The organism is Cupriavidus yeoncheonensis (assembly GCF_905397275.1).
Classification (GTDB): domain Bacteria; phylum Pseudomonadota; class Gammaproteobacteria; order Burkholderiales; family Burkholderiaceae; genus Cupriavidus; species Cupriavidus yeoncheonensis.
Window position 1 is genome coordinate 192264 of record NZ_CAJPUY010000011.1, and the last position, 18981, is coordinate 211244.

Genomic DNA, 18981 nt, shown 5'->3' on the forward strand with positions numbered 1-18981 from the left:
GCTTCGGGCCATGGGTTCCCTGTCGCGCTGCGTCGCGCGGGCAACGGTTGCGGGCTGGACGTGGATGAACGCGTGTGGCGCAAATGCTACCTAATCTAGTCCAGCAGGCAGGTACTGCCAAGTTGCAACGGCTGTCGACCCGCCGTTTTTTGCCTAGAGTTTTCAGGTGGCCCCGGGTTGCGCCCGGGGACCGCGTCCCGATTCGCGAACCAGGAGGAACTGCCCATGCCGACCACCGGAACTGATGTCGATCCCGGCCGTCGCCGCCTGCTTGGCGCCGCCGGTGCCATCGCCATGCTCGCCCTGACCGTGCCCAATCTGGGCGCCTGCGCGCAAGGCGGCGGCGCCAGTGCTGGCGGGCAGCCGGTGAAGATCGGCGTGATCGGTTCGGGGCGGATTGGCGGGACCGTTGGCGGCTTGTGGGTGAAATCGGGCCATCCGGTGTTGTTCTCCTCGCGCCATCCCGAGTCGCTGAAGGCGCTGGTCGACGAGCTGGGCCCGCTGGCGCGCGCGGGCACGGTGGCCGATGCCCTGGCATTCTCGGACGTGCTGTTCCTGGCCACGCCTTACAAGGCGCTGCCGGAACTGAGCCAGGAGAACCCCGGCGCCTGGCAGGGCAAGATCGTGCTGGATGCGACCAATGCCATCGCCCAGCGGGACGGCGCCATTGCCGACGAGGCGCAGCGCAACGGCATCGGCATCACCACGGGCAAGTACCTCGCGGGTGCGCGCGTGGTGCGCGCGTTCAACTTCATGGGCGCGGCCAACTTCGCCAAGGAACACCATCGCGAAGGCGAACGCATCGCCGTGCCGATTGCCGGCGATGACCCGGCCGCGCTGCGCGTGGCGGAGCAGCTCGTGCGCGATGCGGGGTTTGAACCGGTGGTGGTGGGGCCGCTGGCCAGCGCGGACAAGTTCGCGCCCGGCGGGCCGCTGTTCCGCCAGATCGGCAGCGTGGAGGAGATGCGCAGGAAGATGGGCGCGCAGTAGGTGAGCGAAAGGAGCCGCCCGGCGCGTTGGCAGGCCGCGGCCTCGATGGGCTCAGGGCCGGCGGCGCTCCATGGCCACCATCGATGGCGTGAAGCCGAGCTGGCCGAAGAATGCCGCTTCGGACGAGCGCGCCGCGCGCAGCACCCAGGTGATGTCGGGATCGTTGCCCATGACCTGGCGCACCAGCGCCCGACCGATGCCCTGCCGGCGATGACTGGGCGCGACCACGACCATCGACAGGAAGCCATCGGACACATCATCGCAAAGCGCGCGCGCGAAGCCGACGATTTCACCCTTGTCGACGGCCACGACCACGTGCTGCGAATTGGCGACCAGTCGGGCGAAGCGCTCGGCGCTGCCTACGCGGTTGTTCCAGCCGTTGTCGATCAGTAGCTGCCTGGCGGCCTCGACCTCTCCAGGCAACAGATTACGGATTTCCATCGGCGGCTCCCCCAGCAACGCATGTACGGCCCATCGCCGCCCCCTGCCAGGGGGCGGCGAGTCGAGTACGGCACGGGAAGCCCGGCCGCGCAATTGGCGGAGTGTAGCGAGCGGGCGCGGACACGTCAATTTGCTGCCGCCCCCGCGCCTTGGCCGCGCCGCTGGCGTGTGCAGCGCGGTATGATGGCTGCCATGAACGCCCCCATCTTCTCTTCTGCCCACCCGGCCGATCAGTTGGCTGAGTTCTCCGACGCCGACGCGGCGCTGGCCCGGATCCGCGAGATCTACAACGCTTCGGTCAGCGCCGTACGCGCGCGCTTCGACGCGTTCGCCAACGGCAAGCCGCTGCCCTCGGCGGCCCACGCGTGCTACCCGTACCTGGGCATCTCCGTGAATATCGAAACCATGGTGACCGACAGCCGGCCGTCATGGGGCACGGTGGCCTATCCGGGTGTCTATGGCACCACGGTGACGCGCCCGGACCTGCTCGCCGATTACTATCGCGACCAGATCGAACGGCTGATGCGCTATCACCGCGTGCCCGTGGTGGTCGGCCTGAGCCGCCGGCCGATCCCGCTGCCATTCGTGATCGAGGCCTCCACGACCGACATCAGCTACACCCAGGCGCGCGAACTGGAAGTGTCCTTCGTGCTGCCGGAGCTGAGCCGCATCGACGATTCCATCGCCAACGGCACGTACGAGCCGGTGGCGGGCGAAGCGTGGCCGCTGTCGCTGTTCCCGGCCGAGCGCGTGGACCTGGCCTTGCAGCGCCTGTACCACTACACCGGCACCGCGCCACAGTATTTCCAGCGCTTCGTGCTGTTCACCAACTACCAGCGCTACGTCGACGAATTCATCGGGCTCGGCCGCTCGCTGATGGCCAGCAGCGACGGCGGCGGCTACGCGCGCTTTGTCGAGCCTGGCGACGTGGTGCAGGAGCTTGGCGCTGCCGAGCCCGACGACGCCGCCCGCCCGCGCGCGCTGCCGCAGATGCCGGCCTACCATCTGGTGCGAGACGACAAGCTGGGCGTGACGCTGGTCAACATCGGCGTGGGCCCGTCCAATGCCAAGACCATGACCGACCACCTGGCCGTGCTGCGTCCGCACTGCTGGATGATGGTGGGCCATTGCGGCGGCCTGCGGCGCTCGCAGCAGCTTGGCGACTATGTGCTCGCCCACGCCTACGTGCGTGACGACCACGTGCTGGACCACGACCTGCCGCCGTGGGTGCCGGTGCCGCCGATCGCGGAGATCCAGGTGGCGCTGCAGGAAGCGGTGGTGCGCGTGACCGGCCTGTCCGGCGGCGAGATGAAAACGCGCATGCGCACGGGCACGGTGGTGTCCACCGACGACCGCAACTGGGAGCTGAAGTCCAAGGCGCTCTATGCGCGCTTCAACCAGTCGCGCGCGATCGCCATCGACATGGAAAGCGCGACCGTGGCGGCCAATGGCTTCCGCCTGCGCGTGCCCTATGGCACCTTGCTGTGCGTCTCGGACAAGCCTTTGCACGGCGAGCTCAAGCTGCGCGGCATGGCCAATGCGTTTTATCGCCAGCGGGTCAGCCAGCACATGACCATCGGCCTGGAGGCTGTCCGCATCCTGCGCGAGAACGGCGTCGAGCAGCTGCATTCGCGCAAGCTGCGGAGCTTTGACGAGCCGGCGTTCCGCTGAACGACAGGGCCGGCCCGTCGCGCGAATATCCTGGCAAGGAACGAAAAAGGCCAGCGCCCGAAGCGCTGGCCTTTTTCGTTGGAGCCTGGCCCGGTCAGAACCGGTAGCCCACGCCCATGCTGAACAGCCACGGGTCCAGGTTGACCTTGGAGACATTGACGCCGCCGGCCTTCACGTTGCTGGCCAGCCAGACCTTCTTGACGTCGGCATTCAGGAACCAGTTCTTGGTCAGCTTGTAGTCCATGCCGACCTGCAGGGCGGGTGCCACGCTCCAGTTGTCCAGCTGCAGCGTATTGCCGGCGATATCGGCGCCCCAGATGCGCGTGAAGTTCAGGCCCGCGCCCACGTACGGACGGAAGGTGCCGTCCGGCAGGAAGTGGTACTGCACCAGCAGAGTGGGCGGCAGGTGCTTGAAGGTGCCGATCTTGGTGCCATTCAGGGAGACGTCCTGCTTCTGCGGCACGGTGAGCACCAGTTCGGCAGCGATGTGGCGCGTGAAGAAGTAGGTGACGTCGAGTTCGGGGATCCACTTGTTGTTGACCGTGATCGCGTCCGACGGTACGCCCAGCGCGGGAATGGCATCGGACTTGTCGGCCATGTCCAGGTAGGTGGCGCGCAGGCGAACCATCCAGTTGCCCTGCGTTTCGCCATCGGCGGCGAAGGCGGGCGTGGAAACGGCGCCAAACATGGCAAGTGCTGCGATGGCGGTGCTGGCGACCCGGGTCCGGAGAGAGATCTTGTTCATGGCTTTCTGCTTTGGTCTGGTAAGAAATCGGGAGCCAGTTTGGCCGAGCGGCCCGGACAGGACATTGACCGAGAACAAGGGAAACCCTATCCGGAGTAGGGTCGTCGCGATGGCGCCACAGCGCGGCATGCGCAGCGCAGGCGCGCTCCCCGCGGCAGGCAGCGGCGGCTTCTAAATACATGCGGATTTATTCGTGGCGTGGCCGCGGAGCTGGTCTTAACCTTTGCGTCATGGCCGCGCTCGCGGCCGGTTCCAGGCATGTCGTGGGCGTCCGCAGGGACGTCTTTCCGGGTGTGCCCCGTGGGGGCGGGGCACACCGGTTTTCTTTGCCTGCCTCGCGCTGCCACTGCGGCATCAGCCTGCTGCGGCCCATCGGTCCCGGTGGCGACCCGCTGTCCTTCCGATTTATTTCAAGCCCATTGTCTTGACCGGCACCGCTGCCCCACGCATGCGCCGGCAGCCGTTCGCGCATGTTGCCGGCCGTTGCCTCCGGGATTGTCCTCTGAGCCAAAGGGATGGGACGTTGCTCACACCCGGCGACCGTCAATCGCGCAAAGCGCGTCCGCGGCCGGCGTGGCCTCGGCGAAAGGATGAAGGTTTGCCGATTATGTACGCCGGCGCTCAATCGTCTGGACGGTACAGCGACGCAGCCATTACGCATAGGCTGGTAGCGCGGGAAAAAGCAAATGACACCGGGGGGGAAATCATGACGGCAAGGACCTGGCTGGGCGGGCTCGTGTGCGCTGCGGCGACATTCCTCGTAGCGGCGTGCGGGGGCGGAGGAGGGGGATCGGGCAGCGCGACGCCCGCGGCGACCCCCGCCGTAAGCTACGCGGCAAAACTGAACGTTACCTCCGCCGAAGTCGGTGTCGGCCGCACGGTGACTATCAGCGCGGTTGCCGTCGACAACAGCGGCAACGACGTGACGTCGTCCACCAGCTTTGCCTGGACTTCGGTCGACACCGCCGTGGCCTCGGTCGCGGGCAGCACGGCGACAATCGGCAGTGCGGTGATCACCGGCGTCAATCCCGGTACGACCACGGTGCAGGTGGTGGCCACGGTCAAGGCCGCGGACAACTCCACCGTGCAACTGCCGGCACAGTCCGCGACCATCACCGTGGTCCCGGCTTCGGCCACGACCTATAGCCTGTCGGTCCCGAATACCTCGTTGTCGATGACCGACGGCCAGTCGCTGCCGGTCAAGGTATCGCTGGTCGACAACAACGGCAACGACGTGTCGGCGAACGGCAGCGGCTGGGCCTGGTCCAGCAGCGGCACCGCGGTACAGGTCACGCCGAACCAGAACAGCGCGACGCTCAAGGCCAGCAACAGCTCCACCACCGCTGCCGCCACGGCCAACGTGTCGGTGTCGGTGACGGCGCCGGATGGCCGCCTGCTCGGCGGCGTGATCTTTGTCACCGTGCAGAAGAATGGCACCGCGACATACCGCGTGGTCACCACGCAGAATGGCGACCCGGTCAATGCGCTGCAGGTGCTCAGCACCTATCCGGCCCGGTTCAGCGCCCGCGTGCTGCGCAACGACGATCAGGACGTGACCGCGGACTTCGACGGGACCTGGACGTACGTACCGACGTCGTCGACGCTGTCGGCCTCGGAAGCCGCGGGCACGCATGACGTGACGGTCAGTACGAGCCTTGCCAAGGGCGCCGGTCCGGTGCAGGGCACGCTCACGGTCACGGCAATCAGCACCAAGCTGGCGGCGAAGCCGACGGCCAGCCTCAACGTCGTGGAGAACCCCGAGTGGGCACTGATGCCTGACGTGCAGCAGCCGCTCACGCTGACGATGCTGGGCATCCCGATCCCTGTCACCGTGGGCCTGAAGCACTTCGGCGACGACCAGGCATCGACTGCGTGCACGGGCTGGACCTGGGTTCCCGCCGGGCCGATCACCTTGTCGCCGGGCGTCGGCGACAATCAGAAGATCGTGTCACCGATGGCCGCCGGCGACTTCACGATCACGGTCAGCTGCACCAACGTTGCGGATGGCAAGCCGGTGACGGTGAAGCTAGTCGGTACCGTCAAGTAGCCAGCGCGGGCCAGTTGTCCCGTGGCCCCGAACGCCCTCCGCAGGAGGGCGTTCTGCGTTTACGGCGTAGCGGATGAATGGTCAGGGATGCTGAGCGTACCCATTTCTGCGTGCCTGCCAGTTAGTCGTTGCGGCACCTTTTCATTGGCATCGCGCGCGCGCTTTTACGTGCTTTGGAACGGAAGATCGAGCGGCGTTGCCCGGCGCAGCGTGGCGAGCGTACCCGTTTCTGCGTGCACGGGCGCAAGGGATGCATCGCCTCGACAGGCGTGCGATATCGGGCCCATGGGCCTTGTCGCGAGGAGCCGAGGAGCGGTCGCGGGCGCGACCAAAGGGCACGAGCGTACCCGTTTCTGCGTGGAAATCCGAAGGGGGGAAACGAGCGCCAGAGCGCCCGAATCAGCGCTTGCGTACCAGCCGGATGACCTGTTCGGCCGGTTTGTCCGGCGTGCCCTGAGGGCTCGCGCTATTGGAGGCGCAGGTATTGCAGCCGCCGTCATCGCAGCCGCTGGCGCAGCCGGCCGCGGCCTGCGGGGCCAGCCAGCGCACCAGGCGCGCGCGCCAGCCGGTGGCGGAAGGACCGCCGAGGCGCGCGGCCAGCCCGGCCTTGAAGCGTTCGCGCGTACGCGGCGCGTAGCGGGCCGCCACCGACACCGCGCATGCCAGCACGATCGACGGGACCAGCAGGGATTCGACAGCGTGGTAGAGGCTCATGGCGTCAGCTGAACAGCAGGGCGACGCGGTAAGTGATGAACGCGGCCAGGTAGCCCAGGCCGGCCAGGTAGGCGGCCGAGGCCGCCATCACCTTCCACGAGTTGGTCTCGCGGCGGATCACCGCCAGCGTGGAAATGCACTGTGGCGCGAACACGTACCACGCCAGCAGCGCCAGCGCCGTGGCCAGCGACCATTGCTGCGCGATCATCGGGGCCAGCTGCGCCGTCACCGCGTCTTCGCTGCCGGACAGCGCATAGACCGTTGCCAGCGCGCCCACGGCCACCTCGCGCGCGGCCAGGCCCGGCACCAGTGCAATGCAGATCTGCCAGTTGAAGCCCACCGGCGCGAAGACATGCTCCAGGGCCTTGCCGATCATGCCGGCGAAGCTGTAATCGATGGCCGGGCCCGTCGCGCCTGCCGGCGGGGCCGGGAACGTGGCCAGGAACCACAGCAGCACGGTCAGCGCCAGGATCACCTTGCCGACGCGCGCCAGGAAGATACGGGCACGCTCCCACAGCCCCAGCGCCACGTCGCGCGGGTTGGGAATGCGGTACGACGGCAGTTCCATCAGCAGCGGATGGTCGGTGCGGTCGCGGCGGAAATACTTGAGCGCGTAGGCCACCGCCAGCGCGCTGACAATGCCCGCCACGTACAGCGCGAACAGCACCAGCCCCTGCAGGTTGAACAGCCCCATCACCGTGCGTTGCGGGATGAATGCGCCGATCAGCAGCGCATAGACGGGCAACCGCGCCGAGCAGGTCATCAGCGGCGCCACGAGGATCGTGGTGAGCCGGTCGCGCGGATCCTGGATGGTACGCGTGGCCATGATGCCGGGGATCGCGCAGGCGAAGCTCGACAGCAGCGGAATGAAGGAGCGGCCCGACAGCCCGGCACCCATCATCAGCCGGTCCAGCAGGAAGGCCGCGCGCGGCAGGTAGCCGGACTCCTCCAGTGTCAGGATGAACAGGAACAGGATCAGGATCTGTGGCAGGAACACAATCACGCTGCCCAGGCCGGCGATCAGGCCGTCGACCAGCAGGCTCTTCAGCATGCCGTCGGGCAGTTGCGTGCCGACAATCTCGCCGAACCAGTGCACGCCGCCTTCGAGGCCATCCATCAACGGCGCGGCCCACGAGAACACCGCCTGGAACATCAGGAACAGCAGCACGGCCAGCAGCGCAAGGCCCAGCACCGGGTGCAGCACGATGCGGTCAAGGCGGTCGTCCAGCGCGGCGGTGCGCGCGGGCATCGACACCGCGGCCTGCAGCAGCCGGTTGACCTCGGCATGAACGTCGAGGTCATCGGCAGGCGGCAGTGCCGGCGGTGCGGGCGGCAACGTGCCATCGAGCACGCCGAGCAGGGCAGCCGCGCCTTCGCGCTTGATTGCCACGGTCTGCACGACGGGTACGCCGAGGGCCGCGGCGAGCTTCTCGCGGTCGATATGGATGCCGCGCCGCGCCGCCGCATCGCTCATATTGAGCACCACCACCATGGGCAGCCCCAGGCGGCGCAGCTCCAGCACGAAACGCAGGTGCAGGCGCAGGTTGGTGGCGTCGACCACCGAGACCAGCAGGTCGGGCTTCGGCTCGCCGGGGCGCTTGCCCATGCAGATGTCGCGCGTGATGGCCTCGTCGAGGCTGGCCGCGTGCAGGCTGTACGCGCCCGGCAAGTCCAGGATGCGGATCTGCCTGCCTGCCGGCGAGACGAAGAAGCCTTCCTTGCGTTCCACCGTCACGCCGGCATAGTTCGCCACCTTCTGGCGGCTGCCGGTCAGGCGGTTGAACAGCGCGGTCTTGCCGCAGTTGGGATTGCCCACCAGCGCAATACGCAAGGCGGAAGAAGTGGGAGCTGCAGACATGGTCGGGAAGAACTCAGGCGGTGCGTTGGGCCGCCGGTGTATCAGGCTGGCCGGCGGCTTCGCTGGCCGGCGCAATGCTGGTAACGGTGGCGCTGACGATTTCGACGCCGATGCGCGCCGCCTCGGAACGGCGCAGCGCGAAGCGCGTGAAGCCGACCTGCGCGACGAGCGGGTCCATGCCGAAAGGGCCGAAGGCGATTACTTGCACCACTTCGCCGGGGACAAAGCCAAGTTCGCGCAGGCGGCGCGCAACCGGATCACCGGGCGTGGCGTCGTCCACCGTTTGCACTACGGCGGGCGTGCGCCGTGGAAGTTCAGACAACTGCATCATGCTTCCAGTCCGAAGGCGCGGACTGCCGCCGCGCGGACGGCGCGATCCCGCCAGGGTACGTAAATGAAAATCGTTTTCATTGTATCTCAACTGGGCCGCGATGTCGGCGCCGGGCGCGCAACGGGCAAAGCCGCAGGGTTTGGGGCGTAACGATACTCGATCCCATGCAAAGGCGCGCGCCTGTTTGCCAGCATGTGCACGACGCGATGCCTGGCGCTACGACAAGGTGGCCGCCCTGAACCCGGGCAACACCTTCGGCCTGGGCCGGCGGCACAGGTGCTGAGCGGCGCGGCGGTTCCAATTACTGCATTTGTGTTATTGGTGTGACAAGGCCCGGGAGTTAAGCTGCACTCACGCTGAACACCCCGTTCCACGCGTACTTCACGGCCACCCGTCCTTGGACTGGTGGCTTTTTTCTTTGGGGTGCGGAAGCCTCAGGCCTGCGCTGCCGTGGCCGACCGCACCATTGCCACGAAATGATCTCGTGCCGGATGGTCCGGCGCTGCCTTCCAGGCACAGTAGACCTCGGACGGCACCTCCGCCGCATCCGCCAGCGGCCGGAACGCCGCTCCGGCCATGCCGGACCTTGCCAGCGCGGCCGGCACCACCGCCACGCCCATGCCCTGCGACACCAGCGACACCACCGACAGCCAGTGGCGTACCTCGTGCCGGATCTGCGGATAGAAGCCGCGCGCCGCGCACATCTCGAAAATCCGGCTGTAGTAGTCGGGCGAAGCCTTGCGCGAGAACAGCACGAACGGCTCGGCGCGCAGGTCGGCCAGCGCCACTTCGGCCTGCGCCGCCAGCGCATGGTCCTGCGGCAGGCAGCAGACGAAGGGCTCGCGGTGGGCCAGTACGGCGCTCAGTTCGTCCGGCAGTCGCCCGGTATGGACAAAGCCGGCGTCGAGTTCGTTGTGCAGCAGCGCGTCGATCTGTTCCTGCGAGTTGAGCTCGGTCAGCGCCACCTGGATGCCCGGAAAGTTCGCCTGGAAGTCGCGCAGGTACTGCGGCAGGCCCCGGTACAGCATCGACCCGACAAAGCCCACGCGCAGCCGCCCGACCGCGCCGGCCTCGATGTCGCGCGCCAGCACGCGCGCCGCCTCGGCCTGCGCCAGCAGCGCCGTGGCCGATTCGCGGAAGGCCCGCCCGGCCGCCGTCAGCCGCACGCCGCGGCTGTCGCGCTCGAACAGCCTGGCGCCGACCGAGGCCTCGAGCTGCTGGATATTGAGCGACAGCGGCGGCTGCGAGATGGACAGCCGCTTGGCCGCACGGCCGAAGTGCAGTTCCTCGGCCAGGACCAGGAAGTAGCGCAGGTGTCGGAATTCCATGGCGATATAAAAAACATATTGATCGAGCCAATTTTAGAATTAGACGCGAATCCATGGGAATCCAATAATGGGTGCAAACAGGTCCGCGCGCCGGCAAGCCAGCCGGGCGGGTGGCGGGCCAGGCCAATCCAGGAGACCTTCATGACCAGTGCCGTGCGTCATGCCGCACCCCAAGCCCAAGCCGTTGCGCCGCAGGCCGAACACCCCGTACCCGACCGCCAGGGCGGCAGCCTCTACACCGCCGACCCGGAACTGCGCGCGCTGCTGCCGCTGTACCTGCCGGCGGACCTGCTGAACGTGCTGCAGCCGCACCTGGAGCGCATGGGCGAACTGGCCGGCGGCGTGCTGGACGAGCTGGCAATGATCGCCGACCAGAACCCGCCCACGCTGACCCACCGCACCCGCAGCGGCGTCGACCAGCAACGCGTGCACAAGCATCCCGCCTACGTGGAACTGGAGCGCGTGGCGTTTTCCGAGTTCGGCCTGGCCGCGGTCTCGCACCGGGCTGGCGTGTTCGGCTGGGACAAGCCGATGCCGCCGGCGGCTAAGTACGCGCTCACGTATATGCTGGTGCAGGCCGAGTTTGGCCTGTGCTGTCCGCTGTCGATGACCGATTCGCTCACGCGCACGCTGCGCAAGTTCGGCGATCCGGCGCTGGTCGAGCGCTTCCTGCCCAGCCTGACCACGCAGGTCTTCGAAGACCTGTTCCAGGGCGCGATGTTCATGACCGAGCAGGGCGCGGGCTCCGACGTGGCCGCCACCGCCACGCGCGCCGTGCGCGACCCGCAGGCCGAAGGCGGCTGGCGCCTGATCGGCGACAAGTGGTTCTGCTCCAACCCCGACGCCGGCCTGGCCATGGTGCTGGCCCGCGTGGAGGATGAGGCCGGCAACGCCGTGCCCGGCCACAAGGGCGTGTCGCTGTTCCTGCTGCCGCGCAAGCTGGCCGATGGCAGCGATAACCGCTTCCGTATCATCCGCCTCAAGGACAAGCTCGGCACGCGCTCGATGGCCAGCGGCGAGATCCGCCTGGAAGGCGCGAGCGCGTACCTGGTCGGCGAACCGGGCCGCGGCTTCGTGCAGATGGCCGACATGATCAACAACTCGCGCCTGTCCAACGGCGTGCGCGCCGCCGGCCTGATGCGCCGTGCGCTGACCGAGGGCCTGTTCATCGCCCGCGAGCGCAAGGCCTTCGACAAGCGCCTGGAAGACATGCCGCTGATGCGCCGCCAGCTCCTGAAGCTGACGCTGCCGACCGAGCAGGCGCGCACCATGGTGTTCCAGACCGCCGAAGCGCTGCGCCGCGCCGATGCCGGCGAAGCGGACGCTTACCCCCTCATGCGCATCCTCACGCCGCTGATCAAGTTCCGCGCGTGCCGTGACGCCCGCAAGGTCACTGGCGACGCCATGGAGATCCGCGGCGGCTGCGGCTACATCGAGGAATGGAGCGATCCGCGCCTGGTGCGCGACGCCCACCTCGGCTCGATCTGGGAAGGCACCAGCAATATCGTCGCGCTGGACGTGCTGCGCGCCATCCGCCGCGAAGGCTCGCTGCCGGCGTTGCGTGCGCACCTGGCCGGCCTGCTGGCCGACACGCCGCTGCAGGCCACGGCCCGCGCCACCTTCGAGTCCGCCATCGAGCGCGCCTCTGCCTTTGCCGCGAGCGCGGCGGAAGCCGGCGCCGACGGCGACCTGCTGGCCCGACAGGCCGCCTCGGGCCTGTACCACGTCACCACCGCCGTGGCGATGGCCTGGGAAGCCGGGCGCATCGGTTCGGTACGCCGCATGCGGCTCGCGCAACTGGTGCTGCGGCACCGCGTGCTGCCGCAGGACCCGCTGTCCGCGCAGGCCGAGCCGGAATGGCTGGCCGATACCGTCGCGCCGCCGGCCGATGGCGTCGTGCGTGCCGCCGGCGCGGTGGACCAGGTCAACGTGTTCTGACCTTCCCCTGAATTACCAAAAACACCTAGCCCCCGACGGCACCGAACCCCGGTGCCGTCCATCGCATCGCCCGACATCCCCGAGGGCAATGCGAGACGACTCATACCAGGAGACAAGCCATGCAACTCTGGCACCGCATCGCGGCCATCGCCGCCTCCACGCTGTGCGTCAGCGCCACCCCCGCCTTCGCGCAGAAGGACTACCCCTCCAAGCCGATCATGATGGTGGTGACCTACCCGCCGGGCGGCCCCACCGATGCCATGGCGCGTACCCTGGCCGCGGCCCTCAAGACCAGCCTGGGCCAGCCCGTGGTGGTCGAGAACCGCGCCGGCGCCGGCGGCAATATCGGCGCCGAAGCCGTGGCGCGTGCCGAACCGGACGGCTACACGCTGATGTTCGGCACCTCGGCGCCGCTCGCCATCAACGTGAGCCTCTACCGCAAGATCAACTACGACCCGGTCAAGAGCTTCGCGCCCGTGATCCAGATCGGCCAGCTTCCGAACGTGCTGGTGGTCAACCCGGGCGTGCCGGCCAGGAACGTCGGCGAGCTGATTGCCTATGGCAAGGCGCATCCGGGCAAGCTGAGCTATGCCTCGTCGGGCAATGGCGCGTCGTCGCACCTGGCCGGCGTGCTGTTCAACAACCTGGCCGGCACCGACTTCCAGCACGTGCCGTACAAGGGCACCGGCCCCGCGCTCAATGACCTGCTGGGCGGGCAGGTCAGCATGACCTTCACCGACGTGCTGACCGCGCTGCCGTTCATCAAAAGCGGCAAGGTGCGCGCGCTGGGCGTGACCACCAAGGCGCGCTCGCAGGCGCTGCCCGACGTGCCGACGGTCGCCGAGCAGGGCGTGGCCGGCTTCGACGTATCGGTGTTCTTCGGCGTCGTCGTCCCGGCCGGCACGCCCGCGCCGGTCATCGCCAGGCTGAACCATGCCTTCGCCGAAGCCCTGCAGAAGCCTGACGTGCGCAAGACGCTGCAGGCGCAGGGCCTGGAGTTCGCACCGTCCACCACGCCCGAGCAGCTCGGTGGCTTCGTGAAGTCCGAGGTCGGCAAGTGGCGCACCGTCGTGCAGAAGTCCGGCGCGCAACTCGACTGACAAGGAGCGATGTCATGACGCAATCCAAGACGGGCGCGCTGGCCGGCATCCGCGTGGTCGACCTGTCGCGCATCCTGGGCGGCCCGTACTGCGGCCAGATCCTCGGGGATCACGGCGCCGACGTGCTGAAGATCGAACCGCCGCAGGGCGACGACACGCGCACCTGGGGCCCCCCCTTCAAGGACGGCGTGGCGTCGTACTACTTCGGGCTGAACCGCAACAAGCGCGTGATGAAGCTGGACCTCACGACCGAGGCTGACCGCAGCGTGCTGCTCGCGCTGCTCGAAGACGCGGACGTGCTCGTCGAGAACTTCAAGACCGGCACCATGGAGAAGTGGGGGCTCGGCTTCGACACGCTGTCGGCGCGCTTCCCGCGGCTGGTGCATTGCCGAGTCTCGGGCTTTGGTGCGGACGGTCCGCTCGGTGGCCTGCCTGGCTATGACGCCGCCGTGCAGGCCATGGCCGGGCTCATGAGCATCAACGGCGAGGCGGATGGCGATGCCTTGCGCGTCGGGCTGCCGGTCGTCGACATGGTGACGGGCATGAATGCAGCGCTGGGCGTGCTGCTGGCGCTGCAGGAGCGCGAACGCAGCGGGCGCGGGCAGTTCGTCGAAGCGGCACTGTATGATTCCGGCCTGTCGCTGCTGCATCCGCATGCGGCGAACTGGTTCATGAATGGCAAGACGCCGGTGCGGACCGGGAATGCCCATCCGAATATCTATCCGTACGACACGGTTGCCACGGGCACGGATCCGATCTTCCTTGCCGTAGGCAATGACCGGCAATTCCGCATTCTCTGCGAATACTTGCAGGTGCCTGCATTGGCCGATGACGAGCGCTATGCCACCGCCGGGGCGCGGTCGGTCAATCGCGTCGCCCTGAAGGCCGAGCTCGAAGCGCGGATGCGCGAGATGGATGGCAAGGTCCTGGCCGATACGCTCGTCGCCGCGGGCGTGCCGTGCGCGCCGGTGCTGTCGGTGCCGGATGCCTTGCAGCATCCGCATACCGTGCATCGCGAGATGGTGGTGGAGATGGACGGCGGCTATCGCGGATTGGGCGCGCCGGTCAAGCTGAGCCGGACGCCCGCGACATATCGGTTTACGCCGCTGACGGAAGGGGACCAGTTCCTGCCGAAGGAAGATTGAAACGGTTCCGGGGGCCGTCCACGACTGCATGGATCGCGTGGATGGCACCCCCCAATTCAATCCAAGCACCAGTTCACTGCATCTGGATATTGCCGCGCTTCACGACCGCGCGCCACTTGACCAGATCCGCGGACAGTACGGACGCCACCCGCTCCGGGCTGCCTCCCAGCGGGCTGGCACCCATCTCCGTAAAGACCTTCACGATTTCCGGATCGGCCACTACGTTGTTGATCGCGACATTCATCCTGCGGACGATGTCGTTCGGCGTTCCTTTCGGCGCCAGGACCGCGAACCAGGTGGACGACTGCAACGAAGGAAAGCCAAGCTCGGCCGTGGTCGGTACGTCTGGCAGCGCTGGCGATCGCCTGGTGGACATGATGGCCAGTGCCCTGACCTTGTTGGCCTTCACCTGGCCGACGATGCCGGGAACCAGCTGGAACATGGCCTGGATGTCATTGGCCAGCAGGTTGGTGGTGGCGGTACCCGGCGCACTGTACGGGACATGCGTCATCTCCGCCCCGGTCTCGCGATCGAACAGCTCGCCCGCAAGATGCATGGAACTCCCGTTGCCGGAGCTGCCATAGTTCAGTTCCCCCTTGTGTGATCTGGCATAGGCAATGAAGTCCTGCAGCGACTTCACCGGCAGGCTGCTGTTCACCACCAGAATATTCGGTACGTCCGCAATCAGGGCCACGGGTTCGAAGCTTGTCTGCGGGTTGAACGGAAGATTCCGGTACAGGCTTGGATTGACCGCCAGCGTGCCGGCCCATGACAGCAGGAAGGTGTATCCGTTCGGGGCCGCCGAAGCCGCCGCGCCGGCACCGATATTGCCGTTGGCGCCGCCGCGGTTGTCCACGATCACCGACGTATTCAGCTCCTTCTTGAGGCGCTGCGCGAGGACTCGCGCAATCGTGTCGCCGGTCCCGCTCCCGCCCGGAGCGGGGACGATCAGCATGATCGGCCTGGACGGCTCCGGCCATGTTTCGGCGATGCTGGTGTGACTGGCAGAGAGTACGGCTGCTACAGCGCCAATCCTGATGAGATGCTTCAGCATTTCATTCTCCGTAGATAACCTGGCGATACCGGCGGCGATGCGTCGAACGCTTATGCCGCCTGGGCTTCAGCAAGCTGCGCGGCATCCAGTACCGCTTGAATGGAGGCATCGGACGTCGCTACCGGCAGCACGCAGCCCGGTCCGATAATGAGTTTCCGGCCACCTGTCTGGGCACAGGCATCCTGGACTTCATGGGTGATGGCGCCTCGTCCCCCGTGCAGCAGCGTATGGTGTTCATTCAGTCCGCCGACAAGCACGCCGGGGAAATGCCGCCTGGCACGCCTCAGGTCGGGGTCCGTCAGCCGGTCATGCCAGTTGAACAACTCGACGGGGTAGTCCGACAGCAGATTGAACATGATGTCGTCGCCATGGGCATGCAGCATGTTCGCGCGGCACTGGCCGCGAATGGCATCAAGGATCTCCAGATCGTATTTCTTCCCGAACCGTTCATACTCGGCGGTCGTCAGCAGGCGGTGCGATGCCAGCTGCGTAGCGAAGAAAATCCCGTGCGCGCCCGCGCGTATCGCTTCAAGGCAGAAGCCGATGGTGACATCGGTGATGACGCGCAGCGCTGCATCGACGGCTTCCGGATGGCACCTGATGTCGGCAAACAATCGCTCGGTTGCGAGCTTGCGCGCCGTGGTGAGCGGACTGAAAACAGTCTGCAGGATGGGTACCGCGCCCCCGAGATTCCGCGCTGTCTGCGCGAGCGCGAAGTTCTGTTGCCCGTAAGCCCCGAGTCGCGGATCTATCGGGCGAATCCTTTCCCAGTCCTCGGTCCTCCTGACGACAGGCTCGGTCACGATCCGTGCGCCATTGGCGGCGCCCGCATAGGCGGTCTTCGCGCCCCAGTCCTCCACGCCATACGTACCGGGCGGCATGAACTTGAGCAGGTCGAACTGCCACTTCTGTTGCCACTCCAGGGTCAGGCGCGTCAGCTTGCCCGCATCCATGTCGTCCACGGGAAAATGGCGCCAGAGTGCGACCGGCACTCTGTCGGCAAACTCTCCGCGCAAGGTTGCCTCAAGGCGCCGCCAATGGTTCATGGTGTTCATGTCGCGCCTCCTTATGCGGCCGCCGTCTCGACGACGGGCAGCACGTGATTGATGCCGCTGGACATCTCTGAAGTCGCGACGCCATAGATGTGCACGGAAATGGCGGTGCCGGGCCGTGCGTTTCCGACGCGATGAATCAGATGGAGGCCAGCCGTACCGCTGCTGCCCTCGCCGACCTGCCGGCAAGCGCTGCCGGCAGGGACTGCTGCCGCGCCATCGGGGTCGTACGCGAAGAATTCCTCCAGCAGTTCCCCTTCGACGACGCAGAGCGCGCACCACGTGTGATGCGCATGGACAGGGCTGTGCTGTCCCTGCGTCCAGACCAGCGCGACGATGGTGTAGCGGTCCGCCGCATCGCTGTGCAGGACATGGCGCGCATAGCCTTCGTCGCCGGGCTGGCACATCGGCCGGGGCAGCCAGTTGCCGTCCGGGAACGCGTCGCGAATCATCCGCTGGATGACGCGAGGATCAAAACACGCTTCGGAAGCCAGCAGTGAGTCGATAGCGCTGGCGAGGCTGGCGATTCGCGATGTGGGCTCTTCGATGATTCTCGTCATACATCTCTTCCCGTATTTGCGTTTCTCAAAGGCTCGAACAGAATGGTGGCTGTCCGAACTTTGGCGAACTTTCGCGTAATCGTGCGGTACTGACAAACGAGTTGTTCCAACACCAGGGTTTGAGAAATGCAAAAGCTGATGCATTGCAGCATCATGGATCTGAGGCTTCTCGTCGCCGTGGCGGACGCGGGCAACATGTCGAAGGGCGGCTCGGCTTGCTTCCTTGCGCCGTCGAGCGCGAGCCTGCGCATCAAGCATCTGGAGCAGATCGTCGGAACACGGCTGTTCCGGCGCGAAGCGCGCGGCGTTTCCCTGACCCGGGCGGGCCAGATCATGGTCGACCACTGCCGACGCTGCCTGACGGAAATCGAGCAGATGCAGGCCAGCCTGACGCCGTTCTCGGAAGACGTGCATGCCCAGCTTGTCCTCTACGCCAACAGCAGCGCCATAGCATCGTTCCTGCCGGGCGACCTGCAGGGCTTCCTGCAGTCCCATCCCAAGGCGAGAATCACGCTGGAGGAGCACCTCAGCCGGGACGTACTGGTCGCCGTGGTTGAAGGGCGCGCGGATATCGGAATCCTGACAAGGGACGAGCCACATCCAGACCTGGTCTACTACCCGTACCACGAAGACGAGATCGTCCTGCTCCTGGCCGAATCCCAGTCGTGGAAAAAGAAAGCGCCGGTCGCGTTCCTCGACTGCCTGGCCTTCCCCTTTGTCAGCCAGCAGAACGGCTCCGCCATTCATTCCTTCCTGCTCAGCAAGGCGAGCGAGCAAGGCAGGCGCGTCGACGTAAGGATCCAGGTAGCCGGCTTCGCCGCGGTGGCATCGATGGTGCGGTCGGGAGTGGGCGTGGCGATCGTCCCGCGCTCAGCCCTGGCGGCGATCAATGTGGAAGGCCTGCGTGTCGTGGCACTGAGCGACGCCTGGGCCAGGCGGACGCTCAGCCTTTGTGTGCGACGGGATGTCCTTGGATCAAGGAACTATGTGACCGCTCTTGTGGACGTGCTTCGGCAAAGCGGCGATGTGAGCATCGAAGTTGTGAATTCACAGCGCTAGGCATTGTCGCCACGCGGTCGTTCGGGCTACGGCCGGAACACCCGGATGACTGAGCCGCGCGCAGCGCAGCAGTAGGCGATGATGCGAGAGGTCGCCGGCTGCGCCGGCGAAACAGCCGCACCCGCCAGGCACGAAAGCCATCAAAACAACGTATACCCTCCGTCAATCACAAACGTATCCCCCGTGTGATACCCCGAAGCCGAACTCATCAGATACACCGCGATACCCGCGAAGTCGGAACCCTCGCCCCAGCGCCGCATCGGCACGCGCTTTCCGACCATTTCCTGAAAGGTCGTATTCGCCTGCGCATTGGCGGTCATTTCCGTCTTGATCCACCCCGGCAGCACCGAGTGCGCGCGAATGCCGTGCCGCGCATATTCCACCGAAAGCCCGCGCATCATCGAAATCAGCCCGCCCTTGGTGGCCGCGTAATGCTCGTTGCGCGCCGCGCCCTCGATGGCGGCCACAGAGGCGGTGCCAACCAGCACACCGCCATTTCCCTGCGCCAGCAACTGCCGGGCCGCCGCGCGCAGCGTAAAAAACGCCCCATCCAGGTTGACCCGCAGCACGCGATGCCAGTCCTCCGTACCCATTTCTTCGAACCGCGTATCGCGCGCCGAGACCCCGGCATTGGCGAAACAGCCGTCGAGGCGGCCCAGCGCGGCGAGCGTGCCATCCATGGCCGCGGCGACGGAAGATTCATTGCCGACATCGCAGATGGCGGTATGGACCTTGCGCCCATACGGGGCCAGCCGCTCGGCGGCGGCGGCATTCTTCTGCGCGTTGGTACCCCAGATCGCGACATCGGCACCGGCCTGGGCCAGGCCCTCGGCCATGCCGAGGCCGATGCCGCCGTTACCGCCGGTTATCAGCGCCACCTTGCCGGTGAGGTCGAATGGGGTGAAAGGCATGATCTGTCTCCTTTGAGGATGGATGAGCCCGGCCCTT

At 66.7% G+C, this 18981-nt stretch carries 17 protein-coding genes; 7 read left to right on the plus strand and 10 right to left on the minus strand.

The annotated features are described in order from the left end of the window. Positions 1 to 225: 225 nt before the first annotated feature. Positions 226 to 990, plus strand: coding sequence for an NADPH-dependent F420 reductase (locus tag KHO22_RS16925; protein WP_211948307.1), 765 nt, complete (start codon positions 226 to 228; stop codon positions 988 to 990). Positions 991 to 1041: 51 nt separating this feature from the next. Here KHO22_RS16925 and KHO22_RS16930 read toward each other — a convergent pair whose 3' ends face one another. After that, entirely contained in the window at positions 1042 to 1431 is a 390-nt protein-coding gene (locus KHO22_RS16930) for a GNAT family N-acetyltransferase (RefSeq protein ID WP_211948308.1), read from the minus strand. A 180-nt stretch (positions 1432 to 1611) separates the two neighbouring features. Here KHO22_RS16930 and KHO22_RS16935 point away from each other — a divergent pair, with 180 nt between their 5' ends. Continuing rightward, entirely contained in the window at positions 1612 to 3102 is a 1491-nt protein-coding gene (locus KHO22_RS16935; RefSeq protein ID WP_211948309.1) for an AMP nucleosidase, read from the plus strand. Positions 3103 to 3196: 94 nt separating this feature from the next. Here the strand turns inward: KHO22_RS16935 and KHO22_RS16940 are convergent, their stop codons facing one another. Next, positions 3197 to 3847 carry an OmpW/AlkL family protein gene (locus KHO22_RS16940; protein WP_211948310.1) on the minus strand — a complete coding sequence of 217 codons (651 nt, stop codon included), beginning with the start codon at positions 3845 to 3847 and terminating at the stop codon, positions 3197 to 3199. 706 nt (positions 3848 to 4553) lie between these two features. Between KHO22_RS16940 and KHO22_RS16945 the strand changes: the two genes are divergently transcribed. Then, a complete protein-coding gene (locus KHO22_RS16945; protein ID WP_211948311.1) occupies positions 4554 to 5894 on the plus strand; it encodes a hypothetical protein in 1341 nt (446 codons plus the stop codon). Between the two features lie 399 nt (positions 5895 to 6293). Here the strand turns inward: KHO22_RS16945 and KHO22_RS16950 are convergent, their stop codons facing one another. The 4 genes from KHO22_RS16950 to KHO22_RS16965 all read right to left on the minus strand — a co-directional run bounded on the left by KHO22_RS16950 (position 6294) and on the right by KHO22_RS16965 (position 10125). Continuing rightward, on the minus strand, positions 6294 to 6608 hold the full coding sequence (locus tag KHO22_RS16950) for a DUF6587 family protein (protein WP_211948312.1): 315 nt from the start codon (positions 6606 to 6608) through the stop codon (positions 6294 to 6296). A 4-nt stretch (positions 6609 to 6612) separates the two neighbouring features. Then, positions 6613 to 8466 carry a ferrous iron transport protein B gene (feoB, locus tag KHO22_RS16955; protein WP_211948313.1) on the minus strand — a complete coding sequence of 618 codons (1854 nt, stop codon included), beginning with the start codon at positions 8464 to 8466 and terminating at the stop codon, positions 6613 to 6615. A 13-nt stretch (positions 8467 to 8479) separates the two neighbouring features. Continuing rightward, entirely contained in the window at positions 8480 to 8794 is a 315-nt protein-coding gene (locus KHO22_RS16960) for a FeoA family protein (protein WP_211948355.1), read from the minus strand. Between the two features lie 437 nt (positions 8795 to 9231). After that, positions 9232 to 10125 carry a LysR family transcriptional regulator gene (locus tag KHO22_RS16965; RefSeq protein WP_211948314.1) on the minus strand — a complete coding sequence of 298 codons (894 nt, stop codon included), beginning with the start codon at positions 10123 to 10125 and terminating at the stop codon, positions 9232 to 9234. 141 nt (positions 10126 to 10266) lie between these two features. On the opposite strand from KHO22_RS16965, the gene KHO22_RS16970 reads away from it, so the two are divergent. From KHO22_RS16970 to KHO22_RS16980, 3 genes are all read left to right on the plus strand, one after another. Next, the gene (locus KHO22_RS16970; RefSeq protein ID WP_211948315.1) at positions 10267 to 12063 is read left to right on the plus strand and encodes an acyl-CoA dehydrogenase family protein; all 1797 of its coding nucleotides are present in this window, start codon (positions 10267 to 10269) and stop codon (positions 12061 to 12063) included. A 119-nt stretch (positions 12064 to 12182) separates the two neighbouring features. Next, positions 12183 to 13163, plus strand: a complete 981-nt coding sequence (locus tag KHO22_RS16975; RefSeq protein WP_211948316.1) for a Bug family tripartite tricarboxylate transporter substrate binding protein — start codon at positions 12183 to 12185, stop codon at positions 13161 to 13163. A gap of 14 nt (positions 13164 to 13177) precedes the next feature. After that, positions 13178 to 14308: a CaiB/BaiF CoA transferase family protein gene (locus KHO22_RS16980; protein ID WP_211948317.1), complete on the plus strand. Its 1131-nt coding sequence runs from the start codon at positions 13178 to 13180 to the stop codon at positions 14306 to 14308. Positions 14309 to 14381: 73 nt separating this feature from the next. Here KHO22_RS16980 and KHO22_RS16985 read toward each other — a convergent pair whose 3' ends face one another. Genes KHO22_RS16985 through KHO22_RS16995 form a run of 3 tightly spaced genes read right to left on the minus strand, consistent with a single transcriptional unit; the run spans position 14382 to position 17118 of the window. Further along, the gene (locus KHO22_RS16985) at positions 14382 to 15362 is read right to left on the minus strand and encodes a Bug family tripartite tricarboxylate transporter substrate binding protein (RefSeq protein WP_211948318.1); all 981 of its coding nucleotides are present in this window, start codon (positions 15360 to 15362) and stop codon (positions 14382 to 14384) included. A 50-nt stretch (positions 15363 to 15412) separates the two neighbouring features. Further along, positions 15413 to 16417, minus strand: coding sequence for a uroporphyrinogen decarboxylase family protein (locus KHO22_RS16990; RefSeq protein ID WP_211948319.1), 1005 nt, complete (start codon positions 16415 to 16417; stop codon positions 15413 to 15415). Between the two features lie 11 nt (positions 16418 to 16428). Next, entirely contained in the window at positions 16429 to 17118 is a 690-nt protein-coding gene (locus KHO22_RS16995; RefSeq protein ID WP_211948320.1) for a cysteine dioxygenase family protein, read from the minus strand. Between KHO22_RS16995 and KHO22_RS17000 the strand changes: the two genes are divergently transcribed. Further along, complete coding sequence (locus tag KHO22_RS17000; RefSeq protein WP_211948321.1) at positions 17101 to 18033, plus strand: LysR family transcriptional regulator; 933 nt, start codon at positions 17101 to 17103, stop codon at positions 18031 to 18033. The two genes, KHO22_RS16995 and KHO22_RS17000, sit on opposite strands and share 18 nt — an antisense overlap. A 140-nt stretch (positions 18034 to 18173) precedes the next feature. Here KHO22_RS17000 and KHO22_RS17005 read toward each other — a convergent pair whose 3' ends face one another. Then, positions 18174 to 18911: an SDR family NAD(P)-dependent oxidoreductase gene (locus tag KHO22_RS17005; RefSeq protein WP_230426905.1), complete on the minus strand. Its 738-nt coding sequence runs from the start codon at positions 18909 to 18911 to the stop codon at positions 18174 to 18176. Between the last annotated feature and the right edge of the window lie 70 nt (positions 18912 to 18981).